The organism is Aquisediminimonas profunda (assembly GCF_019443285.1).
Classification (GTDB): domain Bacteria; phylum Pseudomonadota; class Alphaproteobacteria; order Sphingomonadales; family Sphingomonadaceae; genus Aquisediminimonas; species Aquisediminimonas profunda.
The window spans coordinates 1,656,024-1,670,377 of record NZ_CP080327.1; the positions used below are offsets into that span (position 1 = coordinate 1,656,024).

Below are 14,354 nucleotides of genomic sequence, written 5' to 3' on the forward strand. Positions count from 1 at the left end.
TAAACCGGTGTCCCAGATCGAGACGAACCGTAACGGCATGGACAGATTTCATAACCAAGGTTAGCCAACGCACATGGCCAAACAACTCCCCGCCGACCCCGATTTTGTGATGCTCTGGACCAGTGCTGTGGATTGGGTATCCGATCACACCAGACTGATCTTCGCTGCAACGCTGTTTGGCCTGCTCATTGTCGCGGCTCTCTATGGCCTTCGGCTCGTCGGAAAGAGACTCAGTCGCGAACCGAATCCCTGGCGAAGTGTCATCGGACGGGCGCTTGCCTCAATGAAGCCGTGGTTCATGGTCCCGCTTGCGGCGGAACTGATTGCGACGTTCGCCCATGCGCCTGAAGACGTGGCCAACATCGTCAATTTCGTGTTCGTCATCACAGCGACGTTCCAGAGCGCGCTTTTCCTGCGCGAACTGATTCTGGGAACGGTCGAGGTTCGCGCGGCAGGCAAAGACCCCCATTCGGGCCTGGCCAATGCGCTTGGGCTGGTCCGCCTGTTCGTCAATGTTGCATTGTTCGTGCTGGCGGCGCTCCTGATCCTCGCCAATCTCGGCGTGAACGTCATCGGCCTCGTAGCGGGGCTTGGCATTGGCGGCATCGCCATCGGCTTGGCCGCGCAGGGCATTTTCCGGGACTTGTTTGCGGCTCTGTCCATCCTGTTCGATGGGCCCTTCCGGGTTGGCGAAACGATTCGTTTCGGCGATGCAACGGGCCGGGTTGAAGCGATCGGGCTGAAGACGACACGGATCCGGTCGATCGATGGCGATCAGATCATCATGTCGAATGACAAGCTCCTCGACATGCAGATCCGGAATCTGAACAATATCGTCGAGCGGCTGGTCGTCCTGAACCTGCCGTTGCATTACGCCAATGATGCAGACGCCATTGCGAGCCTTCCGGAAAAATTGAAGGCTGTTGTCCAATCCGTAAAGGACTGCCGATTCGACCATGCCGTGCTGACGGATTTTGCCGCAAACGCCATCACGCTTGAACTGATGTTCCATGTGACGCGAGGGTCAGCCGATGTGCGAAATGGGGCGCGTCACGCGGTCATGCTGGCTGCGATCCGATGCCTGAAGGAGGCGGGAGTCGCTTTCTATTCGCCGCAATCAGACGCGGCCTAGAGATCGACTTCATCAAGCGAGAGGAGCGAGGCGTTGCCGCCAGCGCTTGTCGTATCGGTGCTCGTCACGCGTTCAGCGCAGAAACGGTGCAGGTAGTTGGGGCCTCCCGCCTTGGGACCTGTTCCTGACAGACCCTCGCCGCCAAAGGGCTGGCTCCCGACAATGGCGCCGATCATCGAGCGGTTGACGTAAAGATTGCCAACGCGCGCCAGGGCTTCGACTGTTTCGGCGTTTCGCGCGATCCTGCTATGCAGGCCCATTGTCAGGCCAAAACCCTTGGCGTTGATGGCCTCGACAGTTTGTTCGAGTGTCCCCGCTTGCCAGGTCGCCACGTGAAGCAGCGGGCCGAACCATTCCTCGGTCAGGTCATTGAGCGACGCAAGCCGAATGGCGGTCGGCGGAACGAAATGGCCTGTAGCGGGCGCCGGGATCGTGTGGATCCAGCTAGCCCTGCGGCTTTCGCGATACTCCATCAGGCGGGCATAGGCTGCTGAATCGATGACCGGGCCGACATCAGTTATCGGATCGGACGATTCGCCGACAACAAGGGCATCCATTGCCCCTGCGAGCATCTTGAGTGTTGCGTCCGCAATATCCTCCTGGAGGAGCAAAAGACGCAGAGCGGAACAACGCTGCCCCGCCGAACGGAACGCTGAGGTCACGACATCCTGCACAACCTGTTCGGAAAGAGCGGTGGAATCGACGATCATCGCGTTGATTCCGCCCGTTTCCGCGATGAGGGGGACGAGCGGCCGGGTGTCATCCGCTAGCAGGGTCCGCGCGATCCGTCGTGCCGTCGCTGTGGACCCGGTGAAGGCTACTCCTGCAATGCGCGGATCCGATACAAGTGATGCTCCTACTTCCGGCCCACCCGGCAAAAGGACAAGAGCATTGGCGGGGATGCCAGCCAGATGCGCAAGCGCAACCGCGCGCGCAGCAATCCTTGGGGTTTGCGGGGCCGGTTTGGCAACGACGCAATTCCCGGAAACCAGGGCGGCTGCGACCTGACCCAGGAAAATCGCGAGCGGGAAATTCCACGGTGCGATGCAGGCCCAGACGCCCCGTCCTTCATAACGCAGGACATTGCGTTCACCTGTTGGCCCGGGAAGCGCAATCGGAGCCAGTCCGTCGCGCGCCTGTTGCGCGTAATAGCGGCAGAAATCGACCGCCTCTCGCACCTCGCCAAGCGCATCGGGAATAGTCTTTTTCCCTTCATGGACGGCAATCGACATCAATTCGATTCGGTTCGCTTCGAGCAGGTCTGCAAGACGTTCAAGCGCATCTGCTCTCTCGTCCAGCGGAGTTTGCGACCAGGTGGAAAAGGCGGTTGCCGCATTGTCCACCGCGCCCTTCGCGTCTTCGCGCCTTTGCATGAGGTCAAAATCTTCATTCTCACGCGAAGCCGCAAAGGCACGAAGGGACTGGGCTGTCTCGTCCAGTATCGCCCGGTCCTGAAGATCGATTCCGCTGCTGTTCCTGCGTTCGCCAAAAAGGTCACAGGGCAGGGGGATGCTTGCATGTCGCGCTCCACCGACGGTTTCGACCTTCGCGATCGGATCTGCGAGCAAGGATTCCAGATCAAGACTTTCATCGGCAAGCTGATGGACGAAGCTGGAATTCGCGCCGTTTTCCAGCAATCGACGCACGAGATAGGCCAACAGGTCGCGATGGCCGCCTACCGGAGCATAGATGCGGCAATGATGGCCCTGCTCATGGACCAGACGTTCGTAAAGTCCCTCACCCATGCCGTGGAGGCGTTGGAATTCGAAGTCGCGCGATTCTCCGGCCCATTCGAGGACTGTTGAAACGGACAGGGCGTTATGTGTTGCAAAGGCCGGATAAATATTTTTTGCCGCCAGCATGTCTTTCGCGCAGGCGAGCCAGGAAACGTCCGTTGCGGCCTTGCGGGTAAACAGCGGATAATCCGAAAGCCCTGCCTCCTGACATCGCTTGATTTCGCTGTCCCAATACGCCCCTTTGACGAGGCGGGCTGCGATCCGTCTGCCGGTTTCAGCGCCCAAGGCATCGGCCCATTGGACAACGGCACTTGCGCGCTTGGCATAGGCCTGGATTGCCATGCCGAACCCGTCCCACCCCTTGAGCGAGGGCAGGCGCGCGACCTTGCCAATAATGTCGAGGCTCATTTCGAGCCGTTCGGATTCCTCGGCATCGACTGTCAACGCGATGCCCCTCCGAGCGGCAGCCTCGCACAGGGTTTGCAAAAGGTCTGTCAGCATCGGTACGCACTTGTCCCAGTGGGCGACTTCATAGCGCGGATGGAGTGCGGACAGTTTGACGGAGATCGAGTGTCCGGCGCCGGTTGCTTCGATTGCGGCAAGGTAGGATGCAAAATAGCGCTGGCCGTCTTCATACGTCCGTGCCGCTTCGCCCAGCATGTCAAAGCTTGCAGTGAAGCCCTTGTGTTCCGGTCGGGCCATGCGTTCGGTTGCTTCCGCTATTGTTCGGCCCATCACGAAGATTTCGCCCATCATCCGCATCGCAGCGCCCACGGCTTGCCGCACGAACGGTTCACCGGCGCGCGCAATCAGTCGACGCAGTGTTCCGGCCTCTTCCTTTTCGCTGACGAGCGCGCGGCCGATGACCAATCCCCAGGTTGCCGAATTGACCAAGGCCGATTGCGACCGTCCGGAATGGGCCCGCCAGTCGGCGTCCCCGAGCTTGTCGGCAATCAGGGCGTCAGCCGTCTCGGGATCCGGAACTCGCAGGAAAGCCTCCGCCAACGAAAGGAGCGCGACCCCTTCCTGAGTGTTCAGCCGGTATTCGTGGAGGAACTGGTTGACCCAGCCCGTGCCTTGGGCTGCCCGCAGGTCAGTGATCAGGTCCGCGGCGCGATTGACGATCCTGGACCGCTCGTCCGGCGCAGAGCGCGCCCGGGCGAGCAGCGGCCGCAACACTTCGGGTTCTGGCGCGCGATAGAGTTGACGCATGAGTGACGTTGCGGAATCCATGACCTTTGACTCTTGCCTAGCTGGGGCCTTATTTCGGCGGCGTGATTTCGGGCTGCTTGTAATAATGTTGCGCGGCCAAAGCGAGAGGAAAGCCAATGGGTATTGTGACCAAGGAAGAATTGCTGGCAAAGGTCGGCACAGTGATCGGCGTCTCCGATTGGATGACCGTTGATCAGGAAACCATCAACAAGTTCGCCGATGCGACGGGCGACCATCAGTTCATTCACGTGAACCCCGAAATGGCAAAGATGACTCCGTTTGGCACCACGATCGCACACGGATTCCTGACGCTTTCGCTCATGCCGGCCCTTTCGGCCAAGGCGGACCTGCCACGTCTCGACGGGATCAAGATGGGCGTCAACTATGGGTGCGACAAGCTGCGCTTTCTTGCACCTGTCAAATCCGGAAAGCGCGTTCGCGCCCATTTCAAGCTCGTGTCTCTTGAGGAAAAGCGCCCCGGCCAGTGGCAGCAGCTTCAGGAAGTGACCGTCGAGATCGAAGGCGAGGACAAGCCCGCCCTGATCGCCGAATGGATCAGCCAGTTTTTCGTATAACCCCCGATTTTCAAGGATATTCCCATGCGTGATGCAGTCATCGTTTCCGTCGCCCGCACGCCGATTGGCAAGGCCTATCGCGGCGCGTTCAACGCGACGCCCGGCGCAACATTAGGGTCTTTTTCGGTCAAGGCCGCAGTCGAGCGTGCCGGGATCGATCCGGCAGAAGTCGATGACTGCATCTGGGGCTCCGCGCTTCAGCAGGGCACCCAGGGCGGCAATATCGCGCGGCAGGTTGCTCTTCGCGCAGGACTGCCGATTTCGGTGCCTGGCATGAGCATGGATCGCCAGTGTTCATCCGGCCTCATGACGATTGCCACGGCCGCAAAGCAGGTCATTGTCGACCGGATGGAGGTTGTCGTCGCAGGCGGACAGGAATCGATCTCGCTCGTCCAGACGAAGGAAATGCGGGTCGGTCGGGACGATGCTCTCGTGGCCATGCACCCCGACATTTACATGCCGATGCTCCAGACGGCGGAAATCGTGGCTTCGCGATACAGTGTGAGTCGCGATGACCAGGACGAATATTCGCTTCAATCCCAGCAGCGCACGGCGGCGGCACAGGCTGCGGGGAAGTTCGATGATGAAATCATTCCTGTCTCGACCAAGATGGGTGTTGCAAACAAGGAAACCGGGGAAGTCACCTTCCACGATGTGACGATCTCTAAGGACGAAGGCAATCGGCCGGAAACGACACTCGAAGGTCTGAAGAGCCTGAAGCCGGTGATTGACGGTGGCGTAATTACCGCAGGCAATGCCAGCCAGCTTTCCGATGGTTCTGCAGCTGTGGTGGTTATGGAAGCAGCCGAGGCAGCACGGCGCGGCCTGACGCCGCTGGGCCGCTATGTGGGCATGGCAGCGGCAGGTACCGAGCCCGATGAGATGGGCATTGGCCCGGTTTACGCGATCCCCAAGCTTCTGGGACGCTTCGGCCTCAAGATTGACGATATCGGCTTGTGGGAACTGAACGAGGCCTTTGCCGTGCAGGTGCTTTACTGCCGCGACAAGCTCGGCATTCCCAATGACCTGTTGAACGTCAACGGTGGTTCGATCTCGATTGGCCACCCCTATGGCATGACGGGTGCCCGCTGCACGGGGCATGCGTTGATCGAAGGCAAGCGCCGCGGTGCCAAATATGTCGTTGTGACAATGTGTGTCGGCGGCGGCATGGGCGCGGCCGGACTGTTCGAGATTCTTTGACATGCGTTTGCGGGCACCGCGCATCGCGCCGGTCGATCTCGACAAGCTCGATGGCGACCAGCGCGAGGCGCTCTCGCCCTTTCTGGCGCCCGGACGGTCGGCGACGCGTTCGGAAGGGCAAGTGCTCAATATTTTTCGCACGCTCGTGCACGCGCCCAAGGCATTGACGGCATTTCTGGCGTGGGGCAGCTACATCCTGTCGAAGCGTAACGCCTTGCATGAACGTGACCGCGAACTGGTCATCCTGCGCACCGGATACAATTGCAAATCGGGTTACGAATTTACCCAACATCACCGGATCGGGCTCGATTGCGGTCTGAGCGAGGCCGAGATCGAGGCAATCAAGACGGGCCCCGATGCCGCAATCTGGGGCGCACATGATCGGGCACTGCTGCGCGCGACAGACGATTTAACCAGCGATTTTTTCGTGAGCGAGTCCAGCTGGGCTGCGCTCGACTTCCTTACCGAGAAGCAGAAGATGGATCTGGTCATGACGGTAGGGCAATACACTCAGGTTTCGATGATGCTGAACAGCTTTGGGGTGCAGCTGGATGATGGTCAGTTGCTCGACCCGCAATTGGACGGGCGGCCAGCCTAACCCGCCAAAACGTCCGCCGCCCTGTCTCCGATCACATAACGTGGCCCGGCCCCACGCGAAGCTGCGCGGTCCTGCGGGTTGTAAAGCGCACATTTCCTGAGCGACAGACAGCCGCAGCCTATGCAGCTGTCGAGCAGGTCGCGTGTTCGGGTGAGCGAGGCGATCCGCGTATCGAGCAGCGCGCGCATATGCCCGCTCATCCGCTTCCAGTCGGCGGCATTGGGCGTACGGCCGTTCGGGAGTTTGGCCAGCTCGGCGCGGATTTCCTCAATCGTCAGCCCCAGCTGCTGCGCGATCAGGATGAACGACACGCGGCGGATGTCCGAACGCAGAAAGCGCCTTTGTCCTCCGCTGTTGCGGAATGGCTCGATCAACCCCTTCGCTTCATAGAAGCGGATCGCCGAAACCGAAACGCCCACGCGTGCCGCGAGATTTCCGATCGAAATTACATCGCTTGCCTGCATTACATGCCCCAACAACAAATGTCTTGACCTCAACTTAGGTTGAGATTGCATGAGGTTTGCGTCAACCCCGAATCACTTGTGAGGACTATATGGCGCACGCGATGATTGAACATGTGAACCTGACCGTCAGCGACCCCGAACGCGCAGCCAGGCTGATGATAAAACTCTTTGGCTGGTATGAGCGCTGGCGCGGCCCGGCGCGTGATGGCGGCTTTACAATTCATGTCGGCAACGATGTTAGCTACGTCGCGCTTTATACCGGGCCGGACGGGAAACACGCCGACGCGCATTTTGAGAAGGGCGAGCCGCTCAACCATGTCGGCGTGCAGGTAGATGATCTCGACGCGATAGAGGACAAGGTGATTGCCGAAGGGCTGATTCCCTTTTCACACGGCGATTATGAGCCCGGGCGGCGCTTCTATTTCTTCGATCCCGATGGCATCGAATATGAGGTGGTCAGCTATAACTGAGCAACCCGCCCGTCAGGATGAGCGGGCGGTCACGATCCTTGGCCAGCAGCAGCGCACCGTCGAGATCGACCCAGTCTGCGACTTGCGCTACAAGGAATGCCGGCGCGATGCCGAGACTTGTGGCGAGCATGCAGCCGACCATGACCTTGAAGCCGAGCGCTTGAGCTTCGGCCCTCAGGGCCAGGGCTTCGGTCAGCCCGCCGGCCTTGTCGAGCTTGATGTTGATTGCCTGATAGCGTCCGTGGCATCGCGCAAGATCGGATCGGTCGTGCAGGCTTTCATCGGCGCCGAGCGGGATAGGCGAGACAATCCCGTCGAGCCGATGGTCTTCGCCTCGTCGCACGGGCTGTTCGATGAGTTCCACGCCAAAGTGGACGAGCGCAGTGGCTTCGGCCGCAATGTCTCGATTCGTCCAGGATTCATTCGCGTCGACAATCAACCGGGCGTCGGGAGCTCCGCGACGGACGGCTTCGACGCGAGCAATGTCGTCCTCACCGGCGAGCTTGATCTTGATGAGCGAAGTGCGCCGGGAAAGCTCTCTCGCCGCGGCTTCCATCCGTTCGGGACGGTCCAGAGAGACGGTCATGGCCGTCACCAACGGGCGAGGCCGAGCAAACCCGGCCAATTGCCAAAGCGGCACGCCGGCGCGCTTCGCGCCCAGGTCCCAAAGCGCGCAATCGACGGCGTTCCGGGCAGCACCCGGCGGCAGGATCTGCTGCAAGCTGGCACGATTTATACCCGGCGGCAGGGCATTGATCTGTGCAATACATCCTTCGGCTGTCTCGCCATTGTAATAGATGGGCGTGCCTTCGCCGCGACCGGAATGCTTGCCATCCTGGGCCTGGACCATAACTACATCAACAAGAGTCTTGGCGCCGCGCGCGATAACAAACGCTCCGGCAACCGGCCAGCGTTCAATAGTTGCCGTGATTTTCAGATTCAGGGGACTTCCGGTTCAGGCGTCTTTTCAGAATAGGATTCCTGGAGCTGCTTCATGAAGCAGCCGGTCCATCCACCAGCACCCACAGTCGAGCAGCTGTCCGTTCCGGTCTTTCCCTCACCCATAGTCCTCTGGGAACGAATGGCCCAGCTCGTATTCTCGGGCGATTCCTTCCGCAGGCCTTCACGGAAGGGCTTTGGAATTCTGAAACGCTCGGTTTCCGGCGCCACGACGCAGATGGTGTCCGAAGGACATTTGTCATCCCCGAAGATCGTGAGTGTGCGTTGCTGGGCCGCCGCAGGCGACGCAGCAGCCAGCGGAACGAGTGAGAGGGCAAAGGCAAGAACGAGTTTCATAGTGTTGCAATCCTCCGCCTTTTTCGATGAACGCACAATGACCAAAATCAAATTCTCTTGGAAAGCTGGATCGCCATTTTGCACCCCAACCTGATCGTGGCACTCAGAAGCGGATAGGCAGGGGCTCTTTCCGCTCCTTCCGCAAGCGCCGTTGCCTTGTGTTCGACTTCTTCGGAGCGAAAATCGGCAATGGCCTCACTCAATTCGGCGTCGTCCGATCCAAGTGCTTCGAGCTGTTCGCCATAATGCTGGTCGATCTCGGTCTCGATCGCTGCAGTGCAGGCCATGGCCGCTTCGGGACCGATTGCGGCCGTGACGGCGCCCAATGCGAATCCCGCCACATGCCAGAACGGCTGGAGCAGGGTCGGGCGAACGCCGCGTTCTGCCATCATTGCATTGAACCGGTCGAGGTGCCGCTGTTCCTGCGCGGCCATATGGCGAATCGACCGGGATGCCGAATGCCGGTTGCCCAGCACCGCGAGTTGGCCGGCATAGATACGCGCCGCGCCATATTCTCCTGCCTGATCGACGCGGATCATTGAATGCCGGTCATCTTGCATCATGACTTGTTCCTTGCAGCCATCCAGAGGACCAGTAAGCCGCCGCCAAGCGAAAAGATGGCGTTGAAGCCGGCAAGCGAAATGGGACCAAGTGTCCATTGCGGCTGATTGCAGCTGACAAGCGGGGCCGCCATGATGTCCGCCATGATGTTTCCGCCCGAGGTGCCCGGCGCGCGCGTACAGGCCGTGATGCCGTCCCACCATTTATATTCGACGCCGGCGTGGAAGACCCCGACGAGTCCGCTCGCCATGATCGCGAGACCGGCCAGCACAACGAACAGGCGCCGAACGCCCGGATCGCGGCTGAACAGCGCAAGCAGCGCAAATGCGAGAGCGGCTTCGTGCGGCCAGCGCTGCCAATAGCACATCTCGCAGGGGAACAGCCCGCCGATATACTGCGATCCCAATGCCCCACCCAGCAAGGCAGCGGGAATGAGAAGCGCCAGCCAGGAAGCCCTGCGCACGGGTGTCATGTTCAACGGCTTCCCTTGCGGGTGCCTGTTGAAACCGCCGTTTGTGTCCGGGGCAGGCGGCTCAGGGTTTCCAGCGCATAATGAAGCTGGAAGTCCTTGATGCCTTGCGCCTTTAGCTGATCGGCAGTGGCCGTAAAGCGTGGATCGGGCTTCGTGTCCGCTTCAAGGACGGAATTGTCGACCTTGCTCTCGTTGATGAGATGGCGGCTGAGGTCTGCTTCCCGGAAGCGTGGCCGCGCCTTGTAATCCGGGTCGGACAATTGCGGCACGGCAATATCCGGTTCGATTCCGCCTTCCTGCACGCTGCGGTTCGATGGCGTGTAATAGCGCGCGGTGGTCAGGCGCAGTGCGCTGGTGTCGTCGAGCTGGATCAGTGTCTGGACGGAGCCCTTGCCAAAGCTGCGTTCGCCCATGACAAGTGCACGGTGCTGGTCCTGAAGCGCCCCGGCCACGATCTCCGCTGCAGAGGCGGAACCGGCATCCACGAGGACGATGATCGGAAGGCCATGCGCCATATCCCCCGGACGGGCATAATAGCGTTCGATATCGCGGCGGTTGCGTCCGCGCTGCGACACAATCTCGCCGCGCTCAAGGAATGCATCGGAGACTTCGATGGCCTGATCGAGCAAGCCCCCCGGGTTTGAACGCAGGTCAACGATATAGCCCGTCGGCAAGTGGCCGAGCGACTTTTCGATGCTTACCAGCGCAGAACGGACATCGGCACCAACGCTCTTTGAAAAGCCGTTGATGTTGATGATGCCGATATTCTTCTGCACTTCCCACTTCACCGGCTTGATCTCGATGATCTGGCGCGTGATCGTCACGTCGAACGGCTTGTCGCGGCCTGGGCGAACGACTGTCAGGCGGATGCTGGTGCCCGGCGTTCCGCGCATCTTGTCCACCGCTTCGTCGAGTGTGCCGCCATAGATCAGGACGCCGTCCAGATGCGTGATATAGTCGCCCGCCTTCACCCCTGCCTTGTCGGCCGGAGAATCCTCGGTAGGCGCGATGACCTTAACGGCGCCGTCCTCAAGCGAGACCGTCAGCCCCAGCCCGCCGTAATTGCCGTCCGTCTGCACACGCATATTCTCGAAATCGCGGGCGTCGAGATAGGAAGAATGCGGATCGAGGCTCGCCAGCATGCCATTGATCGCACCCTTGATCAGGGCCTTGTCATCAACCTTGTCGACATAGTCTGCACGGACACGTTCGAATACGGCAAGGAACTGGTCCATCTCGCGATAGGTGTTCGCATCGACCGATGCCATGCCCGCGGTCGCCGCCGGGATCAGGGCAACACCGGAAACAAGGAGGGCGGCACGCAGGAAATCACTCTTCATTTTGAACACTCTTAGCTGGCTTTTGCCGCTTTTAGCGCACCCGGGCCGAAAACGGAACCAGCGTTGTAGACACAATGATTTCATGTTCGAAACGCCATTCGACGAACTGCATCATTGGCCGACGGGCCGCCTTGGACGTTGTTTGGCCGAAATCGATTTGATCAAGATCTTTCCCGGCCCGTTCGAATCAAGCGGACGCTTCGCCTTGGCTATTGCAGTGGCCAACAAGGCCTGCATATCAGGATGGTTGAGCATTTCCGGCTCCACAAGGCGGATACTGCGGACCTGACGACCTGAACCGCCAAGAAGTTTGTGTGGATCATCGAGTTCAGCGCCGTGCAGGAAGAATAGTGATACCCAGCGTGGATAGGCCGCAATTGAAACGATCACGTCGCTCGCCTTTTCGGTGGCCCCGAAACCCACGGCCAACGCATTATAGTTGTCATAGACGAGCAGGTTCGCGCTGGGCAATTGGCGGCGCATGATCCCAATGGCAGCGTGCATCTGCGCTTCGACTTCGCGCGAGTAGCGGGCAATGAAGCCATCGAGTTCACGGCTACCGGTCGACATTATGAAACTCCTTACACTGGGCCGTGTTAAGGCGCTAGGAACGTGCGGCATGACTCGCGCTCGCGTCCTCCTTCTCAATCCCGCCCTCGGCCCGCTCGATTATCGCGTGCCGCATGGCATGACAGTGGAGCCGGGCAGCATCGTGCTTGCGCCTTTGGGGCCGCGTCAGATGATCGGGGTGGTCTGGGAAGAGGATGCCATGCCGTCCGATGCCGAAGTGGGCGACAACCGGCTTCGCAACCTCCTCCAGGTCTATGAAATTCCGCCCATCGGAGCGCCGCTCAGGCGGTTGGTCGAGTGGACTGCCAATTATTACCTTGCCCCGCCAGCTGCCGTGTTGCGCATGGCCCTGTCATCGGCCGCCGCGCTTGAAGGTGCGCCGACCGTTGTCGAATATCGGCTGACAGGCAGGGCGCCCGACAAGATGACGGTGCAGAGGGCACAGGCACTGGAACGGATTGGCGAGCGTCAGGGGCTGATCCGCGAGCTCGCGACAATTGCCGATGTGTCGGACGGTGTCATCCGCGGGCTGGTGAAGTTGGGCGCCATCGAGGCGGTCGAGGTCTCGCTGGAAACCCCCTTTCTGGCGCCCGATCCCGATTTTGCCCCGCCCGACTTGTCGGAAGAGCAAGCGGCAGCGTCAGACTGGCTTGTCGATGCCGTCAAGTCCCGGGACTTTGCGCCTGTGCTGCTGGACGGCGTGACGGGCTCGGGAAAAACTGAAGTCTATTTCGAGGCAATCGCCCAGGCCCTGCGGATGGACCGTCAGACTCTGGTCCTGCTGCCGGAAATCGCCCTGACCGAACCGTTCCTGCGGCGCTTCGAGGCGCGCTTCGGCCATGCACCGGTGGCCTGGCATTCAGACCTTCGCCAATCCCAGCGCAGGCGGGCCTGGCGCGCCATTTCGAAGGGCGAAGCGCTTGTGACGGTTGGTGCGCGCTCCGCCCTGTTCCTGCCATATCGCAACCTCGGCCTCATCATTGTGGACGAAGCGCACGAAGCGAGCTTCAAGCAGGAAGAAGGCGTGCAATATCATGCCCGGGATGTCGCCGTCATGCGCGGTCGGTTCGAAGGATGCCCGGTCATTCTGGCCAGTGCGACGCCCGCGATCGAAACGCGCCAGCAAGTCGCTCTCGGCCGTTATGCGGAACTCAAGCTGCCGGAGCGGCACGGCACGGCAGAGATGCCCGAAATCACGGCAATCGATCTCACCCAGGACCCGCCTGAGAGGGGCCGCTGGCTGGCGCCGACGCTTGTCCGCGCGATGCAGGAGACGCTTGAACGGGAAGAGCAATCGCTTCTTTTCCTCAACCGCAGGGGCTTTGCGCCATTGACGCTGTGCAGGCACTGCGGGCACCGCTTCCAATGCCCCAATTGCACGGCATGGATGGTCGAGCATCGTTTGCTCCAGCGCCTTCAGTGTCATCATTGCGGTCATAACATGCCACCGCCGCGGGCCTGCCCGGAATGTCATGAGGAAGACGCACTTGTCGCATGCGGACCTGGTGTCGAGCGGATTGCGGACGAAGTCGCCCTGCTGTTTCCCGAAGCCCGCCGCGCCATCGTGACATCGGATACGCTCTGGTCTCCCGCGAAGGCCGCCGAGTTCGTCGGCAAGATGGAAGCGGGGGAGATCGACATCGTGATCGGCACCCAGCTTGTGACCAAGGGCTATCATTTTCCCAACCTGACGCTGGTCGGCGTTGTCGATGCGGACCTGGGGTTGCAGGGCGGGGACCTTCGCGCAGCGGAGCGCAGCTTTCAGCAGATTGCACAGGTGGCCGGGCGGGCAGGGCGGGGTGAGAAGCCGGGGCATGTTTACGTCCAGACCCATGAGCCGTCTGCGCCCGTCATTCGCGCCCTAGTCTCTGGCGATGCCGAGAGTTTTTACGCGGCTGAAACCGAAAGTCGGCGTGAAGCTGGGGCGCCGCCCTTTGGACGGTTTGCGGGGATCATCGTTTCCTCGGAAAGCATGAAGGACGCGCAGGATACGGCGCAGCAGATCGGCAAGTCTGCGCCGCTGGTCGAAGGGATGCATGTCTATGGCCCGGCGCCGGCACCGCTTGCGATGTTGCGCGGGCGTCATCGTCAGCGCTTGCTGGTCCACGCACGCCGCGCGCTCGACGTGCAGGACGTCATCCGCGACTGGCTTGGCGCGCTGGAATGGCCGCGATCAGTCAGGGTGAGTGTAGACGTCGATCCTTACAGTTTTGTTTGATCAGGCTTCAAGCATCGCGGCTGCTTTCAGCAGGCGGTGGGCATGATCGCTCTCTTCCCCAGCGTTGAGACGTAAAAGGGCGGCGGCTTCCGGGTTGCTCATATTGTCTGCCCAAGTGGTGTAGAGCTTGTCTCCGGCGAATTCCGCTTCCGCAGTCTTCCTCAATCCTTCTGCAGTCAGGGTCGCGCGCGGGAAATCGCCCGTCAGATAAGGATTCTCGTGCGCAGCGGGTGCCGGGAAATCCTCACCGGACAGGATTTTGATTGCGGCGCTCACGCGGCGGGCATGCCTCATTTCCTCATGCCCGTTCTCGATCAACAGAGCACGGACGCCTTCATGGGCAGAGCCTTCTGCGCTCGCTTCATAGAGCGTCTGGCCCGCGGCTTCGATGAGGACCATGACCTTGAGATCGTCAACGCTCGGGGCCGTCAGTGCGTTGATATGGGCAAAGGCTTCACCAAGTGTCTGGGGTGCGCCGTTGGGGATAGGTGTCATGCTCGCTCTCCTGTT

Annotated in this window: 15 protein-coding genes; 6 read left to right on the forward strand and 9 right to left on the reverse strand. The window is 60.6% G+C overall.

Translation table 11 applies throughout. The annotated features are described in order from the left end of the window. Positions 1-73 precede the first annotated feature (73 nt). Positions 74-1,132 (forward strand): mechanosensitive ion channel family protein, encoded by a 1,059-nt coding sequence (locus tag K0O24_RS08205; protein ID WP_219895343.1) that lies wholly within the window; start codon positions 74-76, stop codon positions 1,130-1,132. Here K0O24_RS08205 and putA read toward each other — a convergent pair. Beyond that, entirely contained in the window at positions 1,129-4,080 is a 2,952-nt protein-coding gene (gene putA, locus K0O24_RS08210; protein WP_425514776.1) for a bifunctional proline dehydrogenase/L-glutamate gamma-semialdehyde dehydrogenase PutA, read from the reverse strand. The genes K0O24_RS08205 and putA overlap by 4 nt on opposite strands. A 116-nt stretch (positions 4,081-4,196) precedes the next feature. On the opposite strand from putA, the gene K0O24_RS08215 reads away from it, so the two are divergent. From K0O24_RS08215 to K0O24_RS08225, 3 genes are read left to right on the forward strand one after another with little or no spacing between them, the layout of a single operon-like run. Beyond that, positions 4,197-4,655, forward strand: a complete 459-nt coding sequence (locus K0O24_RS08215) for a MaoC family dehydratase (RefSeq protein ID WP_219895345.1) — start codon at positions 4,197-4,199, stop codon at positions 4,653-4,655. Between the two features lie 24 nt (positions 4,656-4,679). Continuing rightward, positions 4,680-5,855 (forward strand): acetyl-CoA C-acyltransferase, encoded by a 1,176-nt coding sequence (locus tag K0O24_RS08220; RefSeq protein ID WP_219895346.1) that lies wholly within the window; start codon positions 4,680-4,682, stop codon positions 5,853-5,855. A gap of 1 nt (position 5,856) precedes the next feature. Continuing rightward, entirely contained in the window at positions 5,857-6,453 is a 597-nt protein-coding gene (locus K0O24_RS08225) for a carboxymuconolactone decarboxylase family protein (protein ID WP_219895347.1), read from the forward strand. Here the strand turns inward: K0O24_RS08225 and soxR are convergent. After that, positions 6,450-6,917, reverse strand: a complete 468-nt coding sequence (soxR, locus tag K0O24_RS08230) for a redox-sensitive transcriptional activator SoxR (protein WP_219895348.1) — start codon at positions 6,915-6,917, stop codon at positions 6,450-6,452. The genes K0O24_RS08225 and soxR overlap by 4 nt on opposite strands. 89 nt (positions 6,918-7,006) lie before the next feature. Between soxR and K0O24_RS08235 the strand changes: the two genes are divergently transcribed. Further along, positions 7,007-7,387, forward strand: a complete 381-nt coding sequence (locus K0O24_RS08235; RefSeq protein ID WP_219895349.1) for a VOC family protein — start codon at positions 7,007-7,009, stop codon at positions 7,385-7,387. Here the strand turns inward: K0O24_RS08235 and dgcA are convergent. The 6 genes from dgcA to K0O24_RS08265 form a co-directional block, all read right to left on the reverse strand. Beyond that, positions 7,374-8,330, reverse strand: coding sequence for an N-acetyl-D-Glu racemase DgcA (gene dgcA, locus K0O24_RS08240; RefSeq protein ID WP_219895549.1), 957 nt, complete (start codon positions 8,328-8,330; stop codon positions 7,374-7,376). The genes K0O24_RS08235 and dgcA overlap by 14 nt on opposite strands. Beyond that, on the reverse strand, positions 8,327-8,683 hold the full coding sequence (locus K0O24_RS08245) for a hypothetical protein (RefSeq protein ID WP_219895350.1): 357 nt from the start codon (positions 8,681-8,683) through the stop codon (positions 8,327-8,329). The genes dgcA and K0O24_RS08245 overlap by 4 nt, the downstream gene beginning before the upstream one ends. Before the next feature lie 47 nt (positions 8,684-8,730). Beyond that, positions 8,731-9,246, reverse strand: coding sequence for a demethoxyubiquinone hydroxylase family protein (locus K0O24_RS08250; protein ID WP_219895351.1), 516 nt, complete (start codon positions 9,244-9,246; stop codon positions 8,731-8,733). After that, the gene (locus K0O24_RS08255; RefSeq protein ID WP_219895352.1) at positions 9,243-9,716 is read right to left on the reverse strand and encodes a disulfide bond formation protein B; all 474 of its coding nucleotides are present in this window, start codon (positions 9,714-9,716) and stop codon (positions 9,243-9,245) included. Before K0O24_RS08255 ends, K0O24_RS08250 begins: the two co-directional genes overlap by 4 nt. 2 nt (positions 9,717-9,718) lie before the next feature. Beyond that, on the reverse strand, positions 9,719-11,056 hold the full coding sequence (locus K0O24_RS08260) for a S41 family peptidase (RefSeq protein ID WP_219895353.1): 1,338 nt from the start codon (positions 11,054-11,056) through the stop codon (positions 9,719-9,721). A 111-nt stretch (positions 11,057-11,167) separates the two neighbouring features. Further along, positions 11,168-11,626 (reverse strand): DUF1801 domain-containing protein, encoded by a 459-nt coding sequence (locus K0O24_RS08265; protein WP_219895354.1) that lies wholly within the window; start codon positions 11,624-11,626, stop codon positions 11,168-11,170. Between the two features lie 49 nt (positions 11,627-11,675). Between K0O24_RS08265 and K0O24_RS08270 the strand changes: the two genes are divergently transcribed. Next, on the forward strand, positions 11,676-13,844 hold the full coding sequence (locus K0O24_RS08270) for a primosomal protein N' (RefSeq protein ID WP_219895355.1): 2,169 nt from the start codon (positions 11,676-11,678) through the stop codon (positions 13,842-13,844). Here the strand turns inward: K0O24_RS08270 and K0O24_RS08275 are convergent, their stop codons facing one another. Continuing rightward, positions 13,845-14,339, reverse strand: a complete 495-nt coding sequence (locus K0O24_RS08275; RefSeq protein ID WP_219895356.1) for a ferritin family protein — start codon at positions 14,337-14,339, stop codon at positions 13,845-13,847. It lies immediately after the preceding gene. Positions 14,340-14,354: the final 15 nt, after the last annotated feature.